This window comes from Streptomyces sp. NPDC005955 (assembly GCF_042871255.1).
Classification (GTDB): Bacteria; Actinomycetota; Actinomycetes; order Streptomycetales; family Streptomycetaceae; genus Streptomyces.
In genome coordinates this window covers 90,330-110,613 of the sequence record NZ_JBIAIF010000003.1, presented here as the reverse complement: position 1 = coordinate 110,613, position 20,284 = coordinate 90,330, and the positions used below count along the sequence as shown (strand labels likewise).

At 72.6% G+C, this 20,284-nt stretch carries 1 protein-coding gene; it reads right to left on the bottom strand.

The window, feature by feature from the left end; translation table 11 throughout:
- Positions 1-15: 15 nt before the first annotated feature.
- Positions 16-20,220, bottom strand: a complete 20,205-nt coding sequence (locus ACFYOU_RS09050) for a non-ribosomal peptide synthase/polyketide synthase (RefSeq protein WP_391304336.1) — start codon at positions 20,218-20,220, stop codon at positions 16-18.
- Positions 20,221-20,284 lie beyond the last annotated feature (64 nt).

Sequence of the window (20,284 nt, the reverse complement as noted above, 5' to 3'; positions counted from 1 at the left end):
GGCTCACTGCGTCACTCACTCCTTCTCGCCGGAGAGCTGGATCTGGAACTCGTCGATCTCGTCCTGGGCAAGGTCCACCATCGTGAAGTCGGACGGGGTGTGACCGCTGAGGACGGGGTGCGGGCCGGCGGTGTGGGCTGCCAGCCCGGTGAGCATCGCGGCCCAGCCGGCGACCAGTTCTTCAAGGGCGTCCTGGTCGAGCAGTCCGGCCGGGGAGGTCAGGGTGAGCGTCAGCTGCGGCCCCTCGGGCAGGTCACGGACGAGCCCACCGGCTTCGAGGGTGTGGGACGCGGACATCCGGGCGTCCGCCGAGCCGCCCAGGACCACGTCTCCATCAGGCTGCCAGTTCGCCCCGGCGATGTCATGGTCACCGTCCAACTGACGATCTCCGGCGGCGAAGCGTCCCAGGTAGTTGAAGCCGATCTGCGGGGTCGACGACCCGGCGAGCAGGGGGCCCGTGCGCGGGTTCAGGTAGCGCAGCAACCCGAAGCCGAGGCCGTCCCCGGGTACGGCCCTGAGCTGCTCCTTGACCTGCTTGATGAGGAGGCCCGCGGCGGCTTCGCCGGAGCGGACGCCGCGGTGGTCCTCGGTGCCCGGGCCCAGTCGTACGGGGTGGCCGCTGGTGAACCAGCCGACCGTGCGGGTCAGGTCGAGTTCCCGGGTACGGGCGCCCTGTGCGCTCGGTGCCCGGCCGTGTCCTTCGATGTCCACGAGCATCCCGGAGTCGACGTCGAGCCCCCGGGCCCGCTGCCGTTCGGTGACCGCGGCGACCAGTCCGGACAGGAGGACGTCGACGACGGTGGCGTAGTAGGCGCCGGGGGCCCGGGTGAGCAGGTCCGAGGTGACCGGGACGGGCAGGGTCAGGGAGGCCCCGTGGACGCCCGCGGCCACGGTGTCGACGGCCGGGTCCAGTGCCCGGTCTCCGATGAGCGGGTCGGGGCCGTCCAACATCGCGGTCCACTGGGGGAGTTCCGCTTCGCGGTCGGTGGCCTCCGCCTCCAGGAAGCGGGAGAACGTACGGAAGGAGGTGCCGACGGGCGGGAGCGTGACGGTGCGGCCGGCTTCCAGTGCTTCGTAGGCCGCCGCCAGGTCGGGGAGCAGGACCCGCCAGGAGACCCCGTCGACCACGAGGTGGTGGGCGACGACGAGCAGCTTGCCGGGGGTGGTCGGGCCGGCGTCGAACCAGACGAACCGGATCATCGCCCCGGCCTCGGGGTCGAGGTCGTCCACCGTCCTGCGGAACACGGTCTCCACGTCCGGCGTGCCGGCCCGGTGGACGAGGTCTGCGGCGCCGGGCCCCGAACCCTTCTGCGCGACGGTGAGGAACTGCGGTACGCCCGAGGTGAGGTGGAGGCGGGCGCGGAGGATGTCGTGGTGGTCGAGGAGGGCGTCGACGGCTGCGGTCAGCCGGGGCAGGTCCAGTGCGGCGGGCACCCGTACCAGCATGGACTGGGCGAAGGCGCCGGTGAGTGCCCAGGGGCCGGCCCGTTCGACCAGTTCGTGCATGACGGGGGTCAGCGGGACCCTGCCGACCGCGACGTCGGGTTCGGTGGCGGCGGGGGGTGCTCCGTCGTCGACCGGGGTGGCGTTGCGGGCGAGGGCCGCCGGGGTCTTGTGTTCGAAGACCTGTCGGGCGGTGATCACCAGTCCGGCGCGCCGGGCCCGGGTGACGAGCAGCATCGACATGATCGAGTCGCCGCCGAGTTCGAAGAAGGAGTCGTCGGCGCCGGCTTCGGTGAGGCCGAGCACCTCGTCGAACAGGGCGCACAGGACCTCTTCGGCCGCTGTCGTCGGGACCCTTCCGCCGCGTCCGCGGAACTCGGGGGCGGGGAGGGCGGCCCGGTCGAGCTTGCCGTTGACGGTGACCGGGAGGTCGTCGAGGGGTACGACGGCGGCGGGGACCATGTGTTCGGGCATCCGGGCGGCCACGTGTTCGCGCAGTGCCTCGGGGTCGACGGCCGTCGGTGCGTCGGCCTCCGGCACGACGTAGGCGACGAGGCGTTTGACGGTCCGCCCGGCCTGCTGGTCGGTGCGGGCGATGACGGCGGCCCGGGCGACGGCGGGGTGGGCCGTGAGGACGGCTTCGATCTCGCCGGGTTCGATGCGGAAGCCGCGGATCTTGACCTGGTCGTCGGTCCGTCCGGCGAAGACCAGGTGGCCGTCCGCGGACCAGCGTGCCAGGTCGCCGGTGCGGTACATCCGCTCGCCGGGGGCGCCGAACGGGTTGGCGACGAAGCGCTGTGCGGTGAGTCCCGGGCGGCGTACGTAGCCCCGGGTCAGTCCGGTGCCGGCGACGTGGAGTTCTCCGGTGACGCCGGGGGGCACCGGCCGCAGGTGCCGGTCGAGGACGTAGGCGTGGACGTTGGCGATCGGCGGGCCGAGCGGCACGCTGTCCGGGAGCGGGTCGGGCGCGGTCCAACTGGTGACGTCGACGGTGGCTTCGGTCGGCCCGTACTCGTTGTGGAACGCCCGGCCGGGGGCCCAGCGGCGCACCACGTCGGGGCTGCACTCCTCGCCGGCGGTGACGACGTGCTCGATCCGGGCGAGGACGCCGTCGGGGCCGTGGTCCTCCGCGGCGAGGGTCTCCAGGACGCTCGGGGTGAAGGTGACGGCGTTGACGTCGAGGGTCTCCAGTTCGCGCAGGACGTCCCCGTCGCGGCGGGCCAGACAGAGGGTGGCCCCGCTGGTCAGGGTGGGGTAGATCTCGGAGACGGAGGTGTCGAAGGACACCGAGGCGAACTGGAGGACCCGGTCCCCGGGGCCCCAGCCGTAGGCGCCGATGCGCCAGGTCACGTAGTTGGCGAAGCCGAGGTGCGGGACGGCGACGCCCTTGGGGGTGCCGGTCGAGCCGGAGGTGTAGATCACGTAGGCGGGGTGTCGGGGGCGTAGCGGTGCCACCCGGTCGGTGTCGGTGGGGGTGCGGGTCGGCGCGGACGCGAGTTCGGCGGCGACGTCCGGGTCGTCCAGGAGCAGGTGTGCGAAGTCTTCGGCGTACCGCTGGCCGTCCCGGGTGCACACCAGGAGGGCGGGTCGGGCGTCGGCCAGCATGAACGTGATGCGTTCGGCGGGGTAGCCCGGGTCGATGGGTACGTAGGCGGCGCCGGCCTTGAGGACGCCGAGCATGACCGCGATCAGGTCGACCGAGCGTTCCATGAGGACGCCGACGAGGTCTTCGGGGCCGATGCCGAGGGCGATGAGTCGGTGGGCCACCTGGTTGGCCCGGGCGTCCAGCTCCGCGTAGGTGAAGCCGGCGCGGGCGGTGACGACCGCGGGCAGGTCGGGGGTGCGGGCGGCCTGGGCGGTGAACAGTTCGGTGACCAGCGGCTGCGGGACGGGGCGGCCGGTGTCGTTCCAGTGGGTCAGGACCCGGTGTCGTTCGCCCGGCTCCAGGAGGTCGACGCTGCTGATGCGGGTCTCGGGGTGCGCGGTGAACTGTTCCAGCAGTCGGGCGAGTCGGGCGACCAGGGTGCGGGCGGCCGGTTCGTCGAGCACGTCGGTGCGGTACTCCAGCCGCAGTTCCAGGTCGCGGCCGGGCGTCGCGATCAGGGTGAGCGGGTAGTGCGTCGCCTCCTCGTTGCCGACCCCGGTGACCGGCAGTCCGCCGGGCACGTCGGCGGGATCGGCGTCCTGCGGGTAGCTCTGGTAGACGACGAGGGTGTCGAACGCCGCTCCGGCGCCGGCGATGCGTTGGATCTCCGCGAGGCCGAGGTGGTGGTGTTCCAGGAGTCGGGTCTGTTGTGTCTGGAGTTCGGCGAGCAGTTCCGCGACGCTCTGTTCGGGGCGGAGGCGGACCCGGACGGGGACGGTGTTGATGAACAGCCCCAGCATCTGTTCCACGCCGGGCAGTTCGACGGGGCGGCCGGCGACCGTCGTGCCGAAGACGACGTCGTCGCGGTCGGTGAGGCTGCCCAGGAGGACCGACCAAGCGCCCTGGACCACGGTGTTCAGGGTCAGTCCGTGCCCGCGGGCGGTGGCCGCCAGCGCACGGGTGAGCGGTTCGCCGGTGTGGGAGGTGACGTGCGCGATCCGCGCGGCGCCGCCGTCCTGGACCCCCAGGAGCGTGGGCTCGTCGGCGCCGTCCAGGAGTGCGCGCCAACTCTCGCGGGCGGCCTCCTTGTCCTGTCGGTCGAGCCAGGCGAGGTAGTCGCGGTACGGAGTGACGGGCGGCAGGGCGCGAGGGTCGCCGCCGGCCGCGTACGTCCGTGACAGTTCGCCGAAGAGGACGGGCAGCGACCAGCCGTCCATGACGATGTGGTGCGAGGTCACCAGCAGCCGGTGCCGTCCGTCGGCCAGCTTGGCGAGGAGCAGCCGCAGGGCGGGGGGACGGCTCAGGTCGAACCGGGCCGCCTTCTCCTCCTGCGCGAGCCTGCGGACCTCGGCGTCCGGGTCGGGCAGCCCGGAGAGGTCCACCTCCCGCCAGGGCAGCACCACCCCGGCCGAGACCACCTGCACCGGGTTCTCCAGGCCGGCCGGTTGCCGGAATCCGGTGCGCAGGCTGGCGTGTCGGTCCAGCAGGGCCTGCCAGGAGGCGTGCAGGACGGCGGGGTCGACGGGCCCTTCGAGGTCGAGGTGCCACTGACCGACGTAGACGTCCTGGCCGGTGTCCTCGTAGCGGGCGTGGAAGAGGAGTCCTTCCTGCAACGGGGAGAGCGACCACACGTCCACCAGATCGGGAACCGCAGCCTCCAACTCCTCCACCGCACCCTGCCCCAGGCCAGCCACCAACGGGAAGTCCGACGGCGTATGACCCCCACCCGACTCCTCCACCACATGCACCACCACACCCCGCAACGCCGCCACCCACGCCTCACCCAACGCCTCCAACTCCACCTCACCCAACACCCCCACCGGGCACACCAACGACACCGTCAACACCGGACCCACACCCTCCACATCACGCACCACACCCCCCGCCTCCACCTCATGCACCAACCCCATCCCCTCCGGAGCCGTACCACCCAAACCCACCTCACCATCCGGCTCCCACACACCCCCACCACCCACACCAAACCTACCCATATAGTTGAAACCAACCCGAGCATGCGCCAAACCACCCAACTCACCACCCACAAAACGCAACAACCCATAACCCAACCCATCACCCGGCACACCCCGCACCTGCTCCTTCACCCGCTTCACCAACAACCCCACACCACCACCCGGCACACCACCCACATCCACACCACCCACATCCACCCGCACCGGATACGAAGACGTGAACCAACCCACCGTCCCCGACAGATCCACCCCCTCCCCCAACGACACCCGCCCATGCCCCTCCACATCCACCAACAGGGCACCGGACACCCCCCGCACCTCACCCAGCGCGGCCACGAACCCGGCCAGCAACACGTCATCGACGCCCGCGTGGAACGCCGCGGGCACCCGGGTCAGCAGCTCCGACGTCACCTCCGTCGGCACCCGCACCTCCACCCGACGCGTCCCCGCAGCCACCGTGTCCACCACCGGATCCAACGCCCGATCACCGATCACGACGTCGGCGCCCTCCAACAGGGCGGTCCAGGCGGGCAGTTCGGCGACCCGCTCGGGTGTCGACGCCTCCGCCACCAACGCCGTGGCCCACGCGCGGAAGGACGTCCCCGCCGGTCCGAACTCCGCTGCCGAAGGGTCCGCGCTCCCGTAGGCCGCGGACACCTCGGGCACCAGTACCCGCCAGGACACCCCGTCGGCCACCAGGTGGTGCACCACGAACAGCAGCCGCCCCGTCTCGTCGGGACCACGGTCGAACCACACCACCCGCACCATCCGACCCCCGACCGGATCCAGGAGCCCCGCCTCCTCCTCCACCCGAGCCCGCACCACCTCGCCCAAACCACCACCCACCAGACCCCGCGCATCCACCCGCAGCACGGTCCGGTCGGTGGCCCCCTCCTCGGGAACCACGAGCCCGGTCGGTCGGCCCTCCGTCAGCTCCAGTCGGGCGCGCAGGACGTCATGGCGGTCCACGACCGCCCGCACCGCCGCCTCCAACCGGGCGAGGTTCAAGCCCGCCGGGACCTCCACCGTCAAGGACTGGGAGAAGGCACCCGTCAGCGCCACCGAACCCGCACGCTCCACCAACTCCCGCATCACCGGCGTCAACGGCACCGCACCCACCGCCGAAACCCCACCCCCAGCCGGCACCCCAGCACCCGACAACTCCCGCGCCACCAAAGCCAACCCAGCCACAGACTTCCGCTCGAACACCTCACGCGCCGTGATCACCACACCAGCCCGCCGCGCCCGCGCCACCACCAACATCGACATGATCGAATCGCCACCGAGCTCGAAGAACGAGTCCTCCGCGCCCACCCGCGCCCGTCCCAACACCTCGGCGAACAGGGTGCAGAACAGCTCTTCGCGGGGTGTCCGTGGACCCCGGCCGGTCGACTCGGTCACCTCGGGCGCGGGCAGGGCGGCCCGGTCGAGCTTGCCGTTCACCGTCACCGGCAGGGCGTCCAGCACGAGGACCGCGGAGGGCACCATGTAGTCGGGGAGGACGTCCGCCGCGTGCGCACGCAGCGCTGCCGCGTCCACCCGGTCGCGGGCGGCGACGACGTAGGCGACGAGTTGTTTGGTGCCCGGCTGGTCCTCCCGCACCACCACGGCCACCTGGCCCACCGACGCGTGGGCGGCGAGGACCGACTCCACCTCGCCCGGCTCGATCCGGAAGCCCCGGATCTTCACCTGGTCATCGGCACGGCCCCCGAACAACAGCTCACCGTTCGCCGTCCAACGGGCCAGGTCACCCGTGCGGTACATGCGCCCGCCGAAGGGCGAGGCCACGAAGCGTTCGGCGGTGAGACCCGGGCGGTTGTCGTAACCACGGGCGAGACCGGCACCCGACAGATAGAGCTCACCCGTCACACCGGGCGGCACCGGGCGCAGGAACTCGTCCAGGACGTACACCCGGCTGTTGTCCATGGGCCGACCGATCGGCACGGCCGCCGGAACCGGGTCCTGCGCCGTGTACGCCTGGCGCGTGATGAACGCGGTGGTCTCCGTCGGGCCGTAGTTCGCGACCACCCGCAGCTCCGGATGGGCCGCGAGCACCGTGCGGATCGCCGACGAGGACACCACGTCCCCGCCCGTCGCCAGCTCCCGTACGCCCGCGAAGATCTCCGGCGACTCCTCCGCCAGCACCCGGAACAGACCGGCGGTCACATGGACGTTGGTCACCGCGTGCTCGGCGATCAACCGTCCCCGTTCGGCCGCGTCCACCTCGCCCGACGGCACCAACACCAACCGCCCGCCGCGCGCCAGGGGCACCCACAGCTCGTAGGTCGACGCGTCGAAGGCGTGGTTCGCCTGCACCAACACCCGTTCCACCAGCTCGTCGTGCCAGTCCCCGTCCGCGACGAAGGCCGCCACGTTGTGGTGGGTGACGGCCACGCCCTTGGGCCGACCGGTCGAACCGGAGGTGTACATCACATAGGCGAGGGCGCCCGGCGGCATCACGGGCGGCGAAGCGAGGGGGTCCGCTGCCAGCAGATCGGCCACCGGGACCGTCTCCAGCCCCTCCAGCACCCGGTCCGCGACGACCACCGACACGCCGGCCTCGGACACCACACCGCGCAACCGGTCCACCGGGTGCGCCGCGTCCAGCGGGACGTACGCGGCGCCCGACTTCCACACGCCGAGGAGGACCGCCACCAGTTCCGGGGAGCGGTCCATCACCACGCCCACCCGACCGCCCGGCCGCACGCCGCGACCCGCCAACCAGCCCGCCACCCGGTCGGACCGCTCGTCCAACTCGGCGTACGACCAGACCGCGTCACCCGCGACCACCGCGACGGCCGACGGGGTCCGGGCGGCCCGTGCGGTGATCCACTCGGGAACCGTCCCGGCCGGAACGTCACGGTCCGTGGCGTTCCACTGTTCGACCACCACACCGCGCTCGGCCGACCCGAGGACCTGGACCCCGCCCAGCAGCCCGCCGGGGTCGTCGGTGATCTGCTCCAGTACGCGGATCAGCCGGTCCGGCAGCGCACGGGCGGTGTCCTCGTCCAGGAGGTCGGCGCGGTAGTCCAGCCGGATTTCGAGGCGGTCGCCGGGGATGACACCGAGGGCGAGCGGGTAGTGGGCCGCGTCCTCGCCGCCCAGCGGACCCGCGGTCACTCCTTCGAGGCGTACCGGGCCCTCGGGGTGGCGCGGATAGTTCTCGTAGGCGAGGAACGTGTCGAAGGTGGCACCCGCGCCCGTGACGCGTTGGATCTCGCTCAGACCCAGGTGCTGATGGTCGATCAAACCGCTCTGCCGGCACTGGAGTTCGGTGAGGAACTGCACGACGGTCCGGGCGGGGTCCAGGCGCACCCGGACGGGCACCGTGTTCATCAGGAGGCCCACCATGCGGTCCGCGCCGGGGAGTTCGGCGGGGCGGCCGGCCACGGTCGCGCCGAACACCACATCGGTGCGGCCGGTGAGCATGCCCACGAGGACGCCCCAAGCACCCTGGACGAGGGTGTTGACGGTGAGCCCCGCGGCGCCCGCGGTCTCGCGGAGGGCGCCGGTGAGGCGGACGTCGGCGAAGGTGGTGACGGTGTGCGGGGTGACGGGCTCGCCGTCCGGGTCACCGGGGGCGACGAGGGTGGGTTCGGTGGTGCCGGACAGGGCGGCCCGCCACGCCTCGGCGGAGGCTTCGGTGTCCTGGCGGTCCAGCCAGGCCAGGTAGTCGCGGTACGGGGTGACGGGCGGCAGCGCACGCGCGTCGCCGTCCGTGGCGTAGAGCTCCGACAGTTCACCGAAGAGGACCGGGAGCGACCAGCCGTCCAGGACGATGTGGTGCAGCGTCACATGGAGCCGGTACCGGTGCTCGGCCAGCTTGACCAGCAGCAGGCGCAGCAGGGGCGGGGCCGTGAGGTCGAACCGGACGTGGTCCTCGGCGGCGAGCCGGCGGGCCTCGCCCTCGGTGTCGGTGCTGTCGCTCAGATCGGCCTCGCGCCAGGGGACGGTGGCCGCCGCGGTGACCACCTGCACGGGGCGGTCCAGTCCGGGCGGCTGACGGAAGCCGGTGCGGAGGTTGGCGTGACGGTCGACCAGCGCCTGCCAGGCGGTGCGCAGTCGTGCCGGGTCGAGGGGGCCGTCCAGGTCGACGACGGTCTGTTCCACGTACACGTCGCGGGAGCCCTCGTCGTACGAGGCGTGGAACAGCAGCCCGTCCTGGAGGGGCGACAGGGGCCAGACGTCGGTCAGGCCGGGGACGTCCGCTTCGAGTTCCCGGACGTCGTCCTGGCCCAGGGTGACGAGGGGGAAGTCGGAGGGGGTGTGGCCGCCGCCGTCGCCGAGGGTGGTGTGGCGGGCGATGCCGGTCAGGAGCTCCGACCAGGCGGTGACCAGGTCGCGCAGGGCGTCTTCGGTGAACAGTCCGGCCGGGGCGACCAGGGAGAGGGTCAGCCGGGGGCCGTCCGGTAGGTCGTTGACCAGTCCGCCGGCCTCCAGGGCGTGGGCGAGGGCCATCCGGGGGTCGGGGCGGACCCCGAGGCCGGTCCCGTCGACGGGGGTCCAGGCGGTTGCCGGCGCGGAGGTGGTGGCGGTTTCCCGGAACCGTCCGAGGTAGTTGAAGCCGATCTGCGCCGAGGGCAGTCCGGCGAAGGCGGGGGCCGCTTCCGGGTCCAGGTACCGCAACATTCCGTAGCCGAGTCCGTCGCCGGGAACGGACCGGAGCTGTTCCTTCACGGCCTTGAGGAGGCGCCCGGCCTCCGGGCCCCCGGCGCGCACCCGTGCGAGGTCGACGGTGCCCGTGTCGAGGCGGCGCGGTGAGGTGCTGGTGAACCAGCCGAGCGTGCCGGTGAGGTCCATGTCCTCGGTGAGCGGCACCCGGCCGTGGCCCTCGACGTCGACCAGGAGAGGGCCGGCGGTGACGGCGCGGCCCCGGTCGCGCCGCCACTGCTCGACGGCCGCGGCCAGTCCGGTCAGGAGGACGTCGTCGATCCCGGCGTGGAAGGCGGTGGGTACCCGGGTCAGCAGGTCCGTGGTCGTCGCCGCCGGCAGGGTGAGTTCGACGCGGTGGGTTCCGGCGCCCTCGGTGTCCACGGTCGGATCGAGGGCGCGTTCCGCGAGCGGTGCCTCTTCGACGCTCACCAGGTCGCGCCAGTAGGGGAGTTCGCCCCGTCGGGCGCCGCTGGTCGCCTGGGTGGCGAGGGTGCGCGCCCAGTGCGGGAAGGGGGTGCCGGTGGAGGGTTCGGCGGACCGGTCCCCGTCGTGGGCGGCGACCAGTTCGGGTACGAGGGTGCGCCAGGAGACGACGTCGACCACGAGGTGGTGGGCGACGAGGAGCACCCGGCCGGGCCGGTCGGCGCCCGCGTCGAACAGGACCACCCGCAGCATCCGGCCCTGCGCGGGGTCGAGGCTGCGGGCGGCCGACTCCGCCTCGGCCTCCGCGTCGTCCGTCGCGGCCCGGGTCACGCAGTCCGCGGCGGTCGCTCCCCCGCCGTGTTCCGGGATGACGAGCCGGGGCCCGTCGGCCGTGGGCTCCAGGCGCGCCCGCAGCAGGCCGTGGCGGTCGAGGAGGGTCTGCACCGCGGCAGTCAGCCGCTCGGGGTCGAGTCCGTCGGGTGCCCACAGCAGCATGGACTGGGCGAGGGTCCCGCTGAGTGCCACCGGCCCGGCGCGTTCGGCGAGTTCCCGCATGGCGGGGGTGAGCGGAACGGGCCCGGTGAGCGGGGCGCCGGTGGTGGGCAGGTCGACGGCGAGGGCGGTCGCGACCCGGGCCAGTCCGGCCGGGGAGCGGTGTTCGAAGACCTGCCGGGCGGTGATCAGCACTCCGGCGCGCCGGGCCCGGGCGACCACCAGCATCGACATGATCGAGTCGCCGCCCAGGGCGAAGAACGAGTCGTCGGCGCCGACCCGGTCCACGCCCAGGGCCTGGGCGAACAGGGCGCACAGGGTCGCCTCGACCGGCGTCGCGGGGGCCCGGCCCTGCGTGCGCGTGAACTCGGGCGCGGGCAGGGCGTCCCGGTCGAGCTTGCCGTTGACGGTGACCGGGAGGGAGTCGAGGACGAGGACCGCGGACGGCACCATGTAGTCGGGCAGCACTGCGGCTGCGGCGGCCCGCAGCACCTCGGCGTCCAGCGGATGCCGGGCGGCGGTCCCCGCCTGGTCCGCCGTCGGGGCGGCGGTGTCCACCGCGGCCGGGACGACGTAGGCGACCAGGCGTTTCGTGCCCGGCTGGTCCTCCCGGGCGATCACCGCGACCCGACCCGCGCCGGGCTGCGCGGCGAGTACCGCTTCGATCTCCCGGGGTTCGATCCGGAACCCCCGGATCTTCACCTGTTCGTCGGCCCGCCCCGCGAACGACAGCTCCCCGTCCGCGGTCCAGCGCGCCAGGTCCCCCGTGCGGTACATCCGCTCGCCGGCGGCGCCGAAGGGGGCGGCCACGAACCGTTCCGAGGTCAGGGCGGCCCGGCCGGTGTATCCGCGGGCGAGCCCGGCGCCCGCGAGGTAGAGCTCCCCGACGACCCCGGGCGGGACCGGGTGCAGGAACTCGTCGAGGACGTAGGCCCGGCTGTTGTCCATCGGGCGGCCGATCGGCACGGTCTCGGGGACGTCGTCGGGTGAGGTGTAGGGCAGGTGGGTGGTGAAGGCCGTGGCCTCGGTCGGTCCGTACGTGGTCCGCACCGTGAGCCCGGGGTGGGCCGTCAGCAGGGCGCGCACCGCCGACGGGGACACCACGTCGCCGCCGGTGGACACCTCGCGCACGCCCGCGAAGATGTGCGGTGCCTCTTCGGCGAGCGCGGCGAACAGTCCGGCGGTCGCGTGCACGTTGGTGACCCGGTGTGCGGCGATCAGGCGTCCCCGCTCGGCGGCGTCCACCTGACCGGACGGCACGACGACGAGGGCGCCGCCGCGCACCAGGGGCACCCACAGTTCGTAGGTGGAGGCGTCGAAGGCGTGGTTGGCCTGGAAGAGCACCCGTTCGCTGAGGTCGCCGTCCCACGCCCGGTCGAGGGCGAACGCCACGACGTTGCGATGGGTGACGGCGACGCCCTTGGGCACCCCGGTGGAGCCGGAGGTGTACATCACGTAGGCGAGGGCGTCGGGCGACAGCGGCACTTCGGGGTCCGTGTCCGGGAGGTCGTCCGCCAGGAGGTCCGGGTGGGGGACGGTGCTCAGGCCGTCCACGGTGCGGTCGGCCAGCGTCAGCGACAGACCGGCCTCGGCAGCGATCGTGCGCAACCGTTCGGCGGGGTGCGCGGCGTCCAAGGGCACGTAGGCCGCGCCCGCCTTGAGGACACCGAGCAGGACGGCGACGAGCTCCGCGGAGCGGCCCGTCACCACGCCCACCCGGTCCTCGGGGCGCACTCCCCGCGCGATCAGCCCGTGGGCGATCCGGTTGGCGCGGCGGTCCAGCTCGGCGTGGGTCCAGCCGGTGGCGTCGCCGATCACCGCGGGAGCGTCCGGGGTGCGGGCGGCACGGTCTCGCAGCAACTGGTGCAGGGGGGCGGCGGGGAGGGCGCGCCCGGTGTCGTTCCACTCCTCGACCACGGCCCGCTGCTCGGGACCGTCCAGGACGTCGAGCCGTCCCAGCCGGGTACCGGGGTCGGTGGCGACCTGGGTGAGGACGCGGGTCAACCGGTCCACGAGCCCCCGGGCGGTCGACTCGTCGAACAGGTCGACCTGGTACGCGAGGTCCCCGTCGATCCCGGCCGCACCACCCGCCGAGTCGCGACGCTCGGTGAGGGTGAAGGACAGGTCGAAGCGGGCCGGCGGGGCGACGGCCTCCCGGGCCCGGACGGTCAGGCCCGGCAGCTCCCAGGACGGGGCCGGGAGGTTCTGGAGCAACAACATGACCTGGAAGAGCGCGTTGCGGGAGAGGGAACGGGTGGGGTTGAGGTCGTCCACCAGACGCTCGAACGGCACGTCCTGGTGTGCGTAGGCGGCGAGGTCCGTCTCCCGGACCTGCGCCAACACCTCCTCGAACGACGGATCACCCTCCAACACCGTCCGCAACACCAACGTATTGACGAAGAACCCCGCCAACCCCTCCAACGCCGCATCCCCACGCCCCGCCACCGCCGTACCCACCGGCACGTCACGCCCCGCACCCAACCGCGCCAACAACATCACCAACGCCGCCTGCACCACCATGAACACCGTCGCCGAACCCTCACGGGCAACGGTGGCCAACTCGGCGTGCGTCCTGGGGTCCAGCCGTACGGGTACCGATCCCGGGGTGAAGGTCGGCACGGCCGGCCGCGGACGGTCCGCCGGGAGGGCCACCTCCTCCGGCATGCCGGCGAGCGCGGTCCGCCAGTGCGCGAGTTGGGTGCTCACCAGGCTGTCCGGGTCGGCGGGATCGCCCAGGGTGTCGTGCTGCCACAGGGCGTAGTCCGCGTACTGGACCGGCAGCGGGGACCAGTCGGGAACGGAACCCCGGCTGCGCGCCGCGTACGCGGTCCGCAGGTCCCCCGCGAGGACCCCCATCGACCAACCGTCCACCGCGATGTGATGGGCGACCAGCATCAACACGTGCTCGGTCCCGCTCAGGGACAACAGCTCGGCCCGCCAAGGCAGTTCGTGGGCGAGGTCGAAGCGGTGGGCGGCCAGCTCCGCCAGCACGGACGGCACTTCGTTCTCGGTGAGCTCCCGTACGGGCATCGGTGGACGCGCCTCACGGCCGTGGACGATGTGCTGCCGGGGCACTCCGTCGGTGGCGGGGAAGCGGGTGCGCAGGGTCTCGTGCCGGTCGGCGAGGTCGCCCAGGGCCGCCCGCAGGGCGTCGGGGTCGAGTTCGCCGGACATCCACAGGGCGAACGGCACGTTGTAGGCGGCGCCGCCGCCCGACTCCTCAAGTCCGTTGAGGAACCACATGCGTTGCTGTCCGGACGACAGCGGCAGGGGGTCGGGGCGGTCCCCCGCGACCACCGCGGCGCGGGCGGTCCCACGGCCGTCCGCGACCAGCCGGGCGATCCCGGCCGGCGAGGGGGCGGTGAACAGGTCCCGGACGGTGATCTCCGCGCCGAGGACCCGCCGGACCCGAACGATGAGGCGCATGGCGAGCAGGGAATCGCCGCCGCGGGCGAAGAACGAGTCCTCCGCACCCAGGTGCGAAAGGTTCAGCGCTTCGGCGAAGAGCCCGCAGAGCACCTCCTCGACGGGGGTCGACGGTGCACGGCCGGTGTCCCGACCCGTGTCGGGCGCGGGCAGGGCCGCCTTGTCCAGCTTCCCGTGCGACGTGACGGGCAGGGCGTCCAACGCCACCACCGCGGAGGGCACCATGTGGGACGGGAGGGTACGGGCCGCGTGCGCGAGCAGGGCGTCCGCGTCCACCTCGCCGTCACGGGGGACGACGTACGCGACGAGGCGTTTCACGTCCGGTTGGTCCTCACGTACGACCACCACTGCCTGGCCCACGGATTCGTGGGAGGCCAGGGTCGCCTCGACCTCACCCGGCTCGATACGGAACCCCCGCAGCTTCACCTGATCGTCCACCCGCCCCACCACGACCAGCCCACCATCACCGTCGTTGGCCCAGCGGACCAGGTCCCCCGTCCGATACATCCGCTCACCCACACCACCGAACGGGCACGCCACGAACCGCTCCGACGTCAGGCCCGAGCGGCCCACGTACCCCCGCGCGACTCCTCCACCCCACACGTACAGCTCACCCACCACACCACGCCCCACCGGACGCAGCCACTCATCCAACACCGCCACGCCCGCACCCCACACGGGCCCACCCACACCCACACCCACACCCACACCAGCAGCACCGGTAGTCGCGGTAGGCGTCAACGCGTGCGACATCGTCGCGCACACCGTCACCTCAGTCGGCCCGTACGCATTGACCAAACCGCCCGACAATCCACCAGCCCAACGCTCCACCAGCCCCGGCGGGCACACCTCACCCGCCACCACCACCGACACCACCGAACCCGGCAACGACCCCACCCCACCCAACACCGACGGCGGCAACGTCACATGCGTCACCCCAAACTCCCCCAACACCACCTCCACATCCACAAACGGCGGCATCTGCCCGCCCGGCACCACCACCAACGCAGCACCCGACCACAACGCCATCCCCACCTCAGACACCACCGCGTCGAAGCCCAACGCCGCGAACTGCAAGACTCGCGAACCCACCCCCAACCCCAACCGCTCCACCTGCGCACCCACCAAACCCCCCAACCCCACATGCGACACCACCACCCCCTTCGGCACACCCGAAGACCCCGACGTAAACACCACATACGCCCCATTACCCGGCACCAAACGCCGCACCCGATCCCCATCCAACACACCAGACGACGACAACGCCGCCAGCTCCACCACCGACTCCTCAACACCCCACACCCACCGCTCCACACCCCCAGGAACCAACCCCACAGTCCCCGCCTCACACACCACCAACCCCACACCCGCACCCTCAAGAATCAACCCCACCCGACCCGCCGGATAACCCGGATCCACCGGCACGTAGACACCACCAGCCTTCAACACACCAATCATCACGGTGACTTGATCGATCGAGCGATCCATCACCACCGCCACCCGATCCTCCGCACCCACCCCCCGCGCAATCAACGCACGCGCCACCCGATTCGCCCGACCATCCAACTCCTCGTACGACAACGAACCGTCCACACCCACCACAGCCACCGCACCCGGAGTCCGCGCCACCTGCGCCTCAAACCCCTCCGACCACAACACCACCGGCGCCCCACCAGCACTCACCGGCACCGGATCACCCTCCACCACCACATCCAACCCACCCACCCGCACCCCAGAATCCACCGCAACCTGCCCCAACACCCCCACCAACCGACCCACCAACGACCGCACCGACACCTCATCGAACAAATCCAACGCAAACTGCACATCACCACTGATCCCCACCGGCACACCCCGCCCATCACGCCGCTCCGCGAGGGCGAAGGTCAGGTCGACGCGTGCGGGGACCGCCTCGGCGGGGAGCTCCCGCTCTCCGTGGGCGCGGACGCTCAGGCCGGGCAGCTCCCACTGAGCGGGGGGAACGTTCTGGAGCACCAACATGATCTGGAACAGCGGGTGCCGGGAGAGGGAACGCTCCGGGTTCAGCTCCTCGACCAGGCGCTCGAACGGGACATCGGGGTGTGCGTAGGCGGCGAGGTCCGTCTCCCGGACCTGCGCCAACACCTCCTCGAACGACGGATCACCCTCCAACACCGTCCGCAACACCAACGTATTGACGAAGAACCCCGCCAACCCCTCCAACGCCGCATCCCCACGCCCCGCCACCGCCGTACCCACCGGCACGTCACGCCCCGCACCCAACCGCGCCAACAACATCACCAACGCCGCCTGCATCACCATGAAAACCGTCGCCGAACCCCGGCCGGCCGCCTCCACCAGGCCGGCGTGCACCTCCGGCCCGATCTCGATCGGCACGGAACCGCCCTTGAACGAGGAGACCGCGGGGCGCGAGCGGTCGGCCGGCAGCTCCAGTTGATCGGGCAGATCGGCCAGGGCTGCGCGCCAGTGGTCCAGCTGGCGGCTCATCTCGCTGTCCGGGTCGTCGGCGGACCCGAGCACCGAGCGCTGCCACAGGGCGTAGTCGGCGTACTGGACCGGCAGCGGGGACCAGTCGGGTGCCGTACCCGCGAGGCGTGCCGCGTACGCGGTCCGCAGGTCGTCCGCGAGGACTCCCGTCGACCAGCCGTCCACCGCGATGTGGTGGGCGACCGCGACCAGCACGTGTTCGGTCGGGGAGACCTCCACCAGGAGGGTGCGCCAAGGCAGGTCGCCCACCAGGTCGAAGCCCCCGGTGAGTTCGGCGGCCAGGGCGGCCGGCACCTCGGCCTCGGTGACCGTCCGGCGGCGTAGTTCCGGGTGAGCCCCGGCTCCGGTCAGCAGGTGTTGCCGCGGCACTCCGTCCGTCTCGGGGAATCGCGTGCGCAGGGATTCGTGGCGATCGGCGAGGTCACCCAGTGCGCCCTCCAGCGCCGTCACGTCCAGGGCGCCCGACAGCCTCAGGACGAGCGGGACGTTGTACGCGGCGCCCGCGCCCGCCTCCTTGAGCTGGTTGAGGAACCACATCCGCTGCTGTCCGAACGACAGCGGGAGGATGTCAGGGCGCTCGCCCGCGACCAGGGGGGGTCGCGCGGACGCCCGGTCTCCCGTCACCAGTCGGGCGAGTTGCGCGACGGTCGGGTGCTGGAACACGTCCCGCACTCCGATGCCGGCGTCGAGCACCGACCGGACCAGGCCGATCAGCCGCATGGCCGTGATGGAGTCCCCGCCGAGCGCGAGGAACGACTCCTCCGCGCCGACCCGCTCCACGCCCAGGACCCGGGCGAACAGTCCGCAGAGCACTTCCTCCGTGGCAGTGGCCGGCGCCCGTCCGGGCGTGCGCGTCACCGCGGGGGCGGGCAGGGCGGCCCGGTCGAGCTTGCCGTTGACCGTGACGGGCAGGGCGTCCAGCACCACGACCGCCGAGGGCACCATGTACTCGGGCAGGTGCTCGGCGGCGTGTTCCAGGAGGGCCGCGGGGTCCACCCGGTGGTGCTCGTCGTCGCCGGGGACGACGTAGGCGACCAGTTGTCTGGCGCCGGGGCGGTCCTCGCGCACGATCACGGCGGTCTGTGCGACGTCCTCGTGCGCGGCGAGCACGGCTTCCACTTCGCCGGGCTCGATCCGCAGGCCCCTGATCTTGACCTGGTCGTCCGCGCGTCCCAGGTAGATCAGTTCGCCGTCGGACGTCCAGCGGGCCAGGTCGCCGGTCCGGTACATCCGGGTGCCGTGGTCGAAGGGCGAGGCGATGAAGCGTTCCCCGGTGAGGGCGGGTCGGCCGGCGTATCCGCGGGCCAACTGCACCCCGGCCAGGTGGAGTTCACCGGTCACTCCGGCCGGGACGGGTCGGAGGAAGGCGTCGAGTACGTACGTGCGGGTGTTCCAGACGGGTGACCCGATCGGCACCACCGCCGAGGGGGCGTCCTCGCGTGCGCCGTCCCATGCCGTGACGTCCACGGCGGCCTCGGTGGGTCCGTACAGGTTCTGCACCCCGACCCGGGGGCCGAACCGTTCGCGGAACTCGGCCAGCAGTTCCGCCGAGAGCGCCTCGCCGCTGCACACCACCCACCGCAGGGTGGCGCAGGCCCCGGGGTCCACCGCCGGGAGGAACACGGCGAGCATGGACGGGACGAAGTGGGTGACGGTGACGTCGAAGCGTTGGATCGTGTCCACGAGGTACGCGGGGTCCCGGTGGCCGTCCGGGCGGGCCATCACCAGCGCGGCGCCCGACAACAGCGGCACGAACAGTTCCCACACCGATACGTCGAACCCGATCGGTGTCTTCTGGAGCACCCGGTCGTCCGGTGACAGGGCGAACCGGTCCGCCATCCACAGAAGCCGGTTGACCAGTGCGCCGTGGCCGACCACCACGCCCTTCGGTCGGCCCGTCGAGCCCGAGGTGTAGATCACGTAGGCCGCGGCGCCGGGCGGCACCGTCGCGGCGACGCCCGTGTCGGGGGCCGACGCCACTTCGGCGCGCGTGCGCGGGGCGTCCCACACCACGGAGGGCACCACCGCACCCGTGCCGTCGGGCAGCGGGTCGTGGGTGCCGTCACCGCGGATCAGCAGGGCGACGCCCGCGTCACCGAGGACGTACGCGACCCGCTCGCGCGGATGGCCGGGGTCCACCGGGACGTAGGCGGCGCCGGCCCGCAGTACGCCCCAGAGCACCACGAGGAGGTCCACCGAGCGTTCCATCAGTACGCCGACCCGGTCGCCGGGGCGCACGCCCCGCTGCCGCAGCCAGCCGGCGACCCGACGGGAGCGTGCGTCCAACTCGGCGTAGGACAGGGCGGACCGCTCGTCGAGGACGGCGGTGCGTTCGGCGTTGCGGCGTGCGTGTGCGGCGAACAGTTCGGGCAGGCTCGTCGACGGGACCGGTCGGGCGGTGTCGTTCCACGCGCCCACGACCACGTCCCGTTCGCCCGCCGGCACGGCGTCGGTCCGGCCCACCCGGACGTCCGGGGCTTCGGTGGTCGCCGCGAGGTGGGCGAGGAAGGCGCGTTGGTGGGCGGTGAGGTCGTCGAGGCCGGGGGCGGAGTCGGCGCCGTCGAAGTCGACCCTGATCCGTCCGTCCGCCGCCCCGGCGCGAACGGTGATCACCAGGTCTTCGCCCGGGGGGATCGACACGTCGTGCGGCCGGCCGGGGGCGCCCGCGAAGTCCAGTTCGTGGTCGAAGGTGACGACGTTGACGAGCGGCCCGAAGTGTCCCTTGCCGGCCGCCGGCCACTCCAGTTCGCGGCGCAGTTCCTCACCGCGGAAGCGTTGGTGGACGAGGATGCGGCGCAGTTCGTCGCGGACCCGGTGGGCGAGGGTCAGCAGGTCGTCGCCGGGGTCCACGGCCAGGCGGATCGGGAGGATGTTGGCCGTGGTCGCCGGGGTGCGTCCGGACAGCGGGGTGACCCGGCCCGTGACGACGACGCTGAAGACGACGTCGGCGCTGCCGGTGACGCGGGCGAAGTAGGCAGCGGCGGCGGCGATGACGACGTTCGACCAGTTGACGCCGGCCCGGCGGGCCAGGCTGCGCAGTCGGTCCGCGGCGTCGGCGTCGAGGTGGGCGGTCTCCCGTCGGGCGCCGGGAGCTGCGGCGCCCCCCAGGGGGAGGCTCACCGGGGTGGGCCGGTCGGCGAACCGGGTCGTCCAGTGGGCACGGTCGCGGTCCCGGTCGGTGGAACCCCGGTACCGCTCCTCCTCGGCGAGGACGTCACCGAGGGTGCCGAACCGGGGCGGTGCGCACGGGGCTCCGGTGACGTGGGCGGTGTAGAGCTCGGCGACCCGGCGGCCGAAGAGGGACCAGCCGTAGGCGTCCATGACGACGTGGTTGTACCGCTGGTACCAGAGGGAACGGGTGTCGGAGAGCCGGAACAGGGCCTGGGCGAACAGGGGGCTGGCGGTCGGGTCGGCCGGGCGGGCCAGTTCGTCCCGCATCCAGGCGTGCGCCTCGGCCTCGGGGTCCGGGGAGTCGGTCAGGTCACGGACGGTGAACGTCCAGTCGGTGGTGGCGGGGACCTGGTGGGGGCCCTCGGCGTCCTCCACGATGCGGACGCCCAGCCCTTCGGACTCCGCGACCGCCTGCCGCACCGCCGCCTCGAACTGCGGCGCGTCCACCGGCCCGTCGATCTCCACGTACTCGCCCGAGTTGTAGACGGGGCTGGGGTCCCCGATGCGTTGGGCGAGCCAGATGTCGTACTGGGCGGCGGACAGGGGCAGCCGGCGGTCGTCCTGAGACATGCGAGTCCCTCACTCGGAGTTCGGTGCGGTGCGACGGGTCGGGGCGACGACGGCGCGCGCCGCG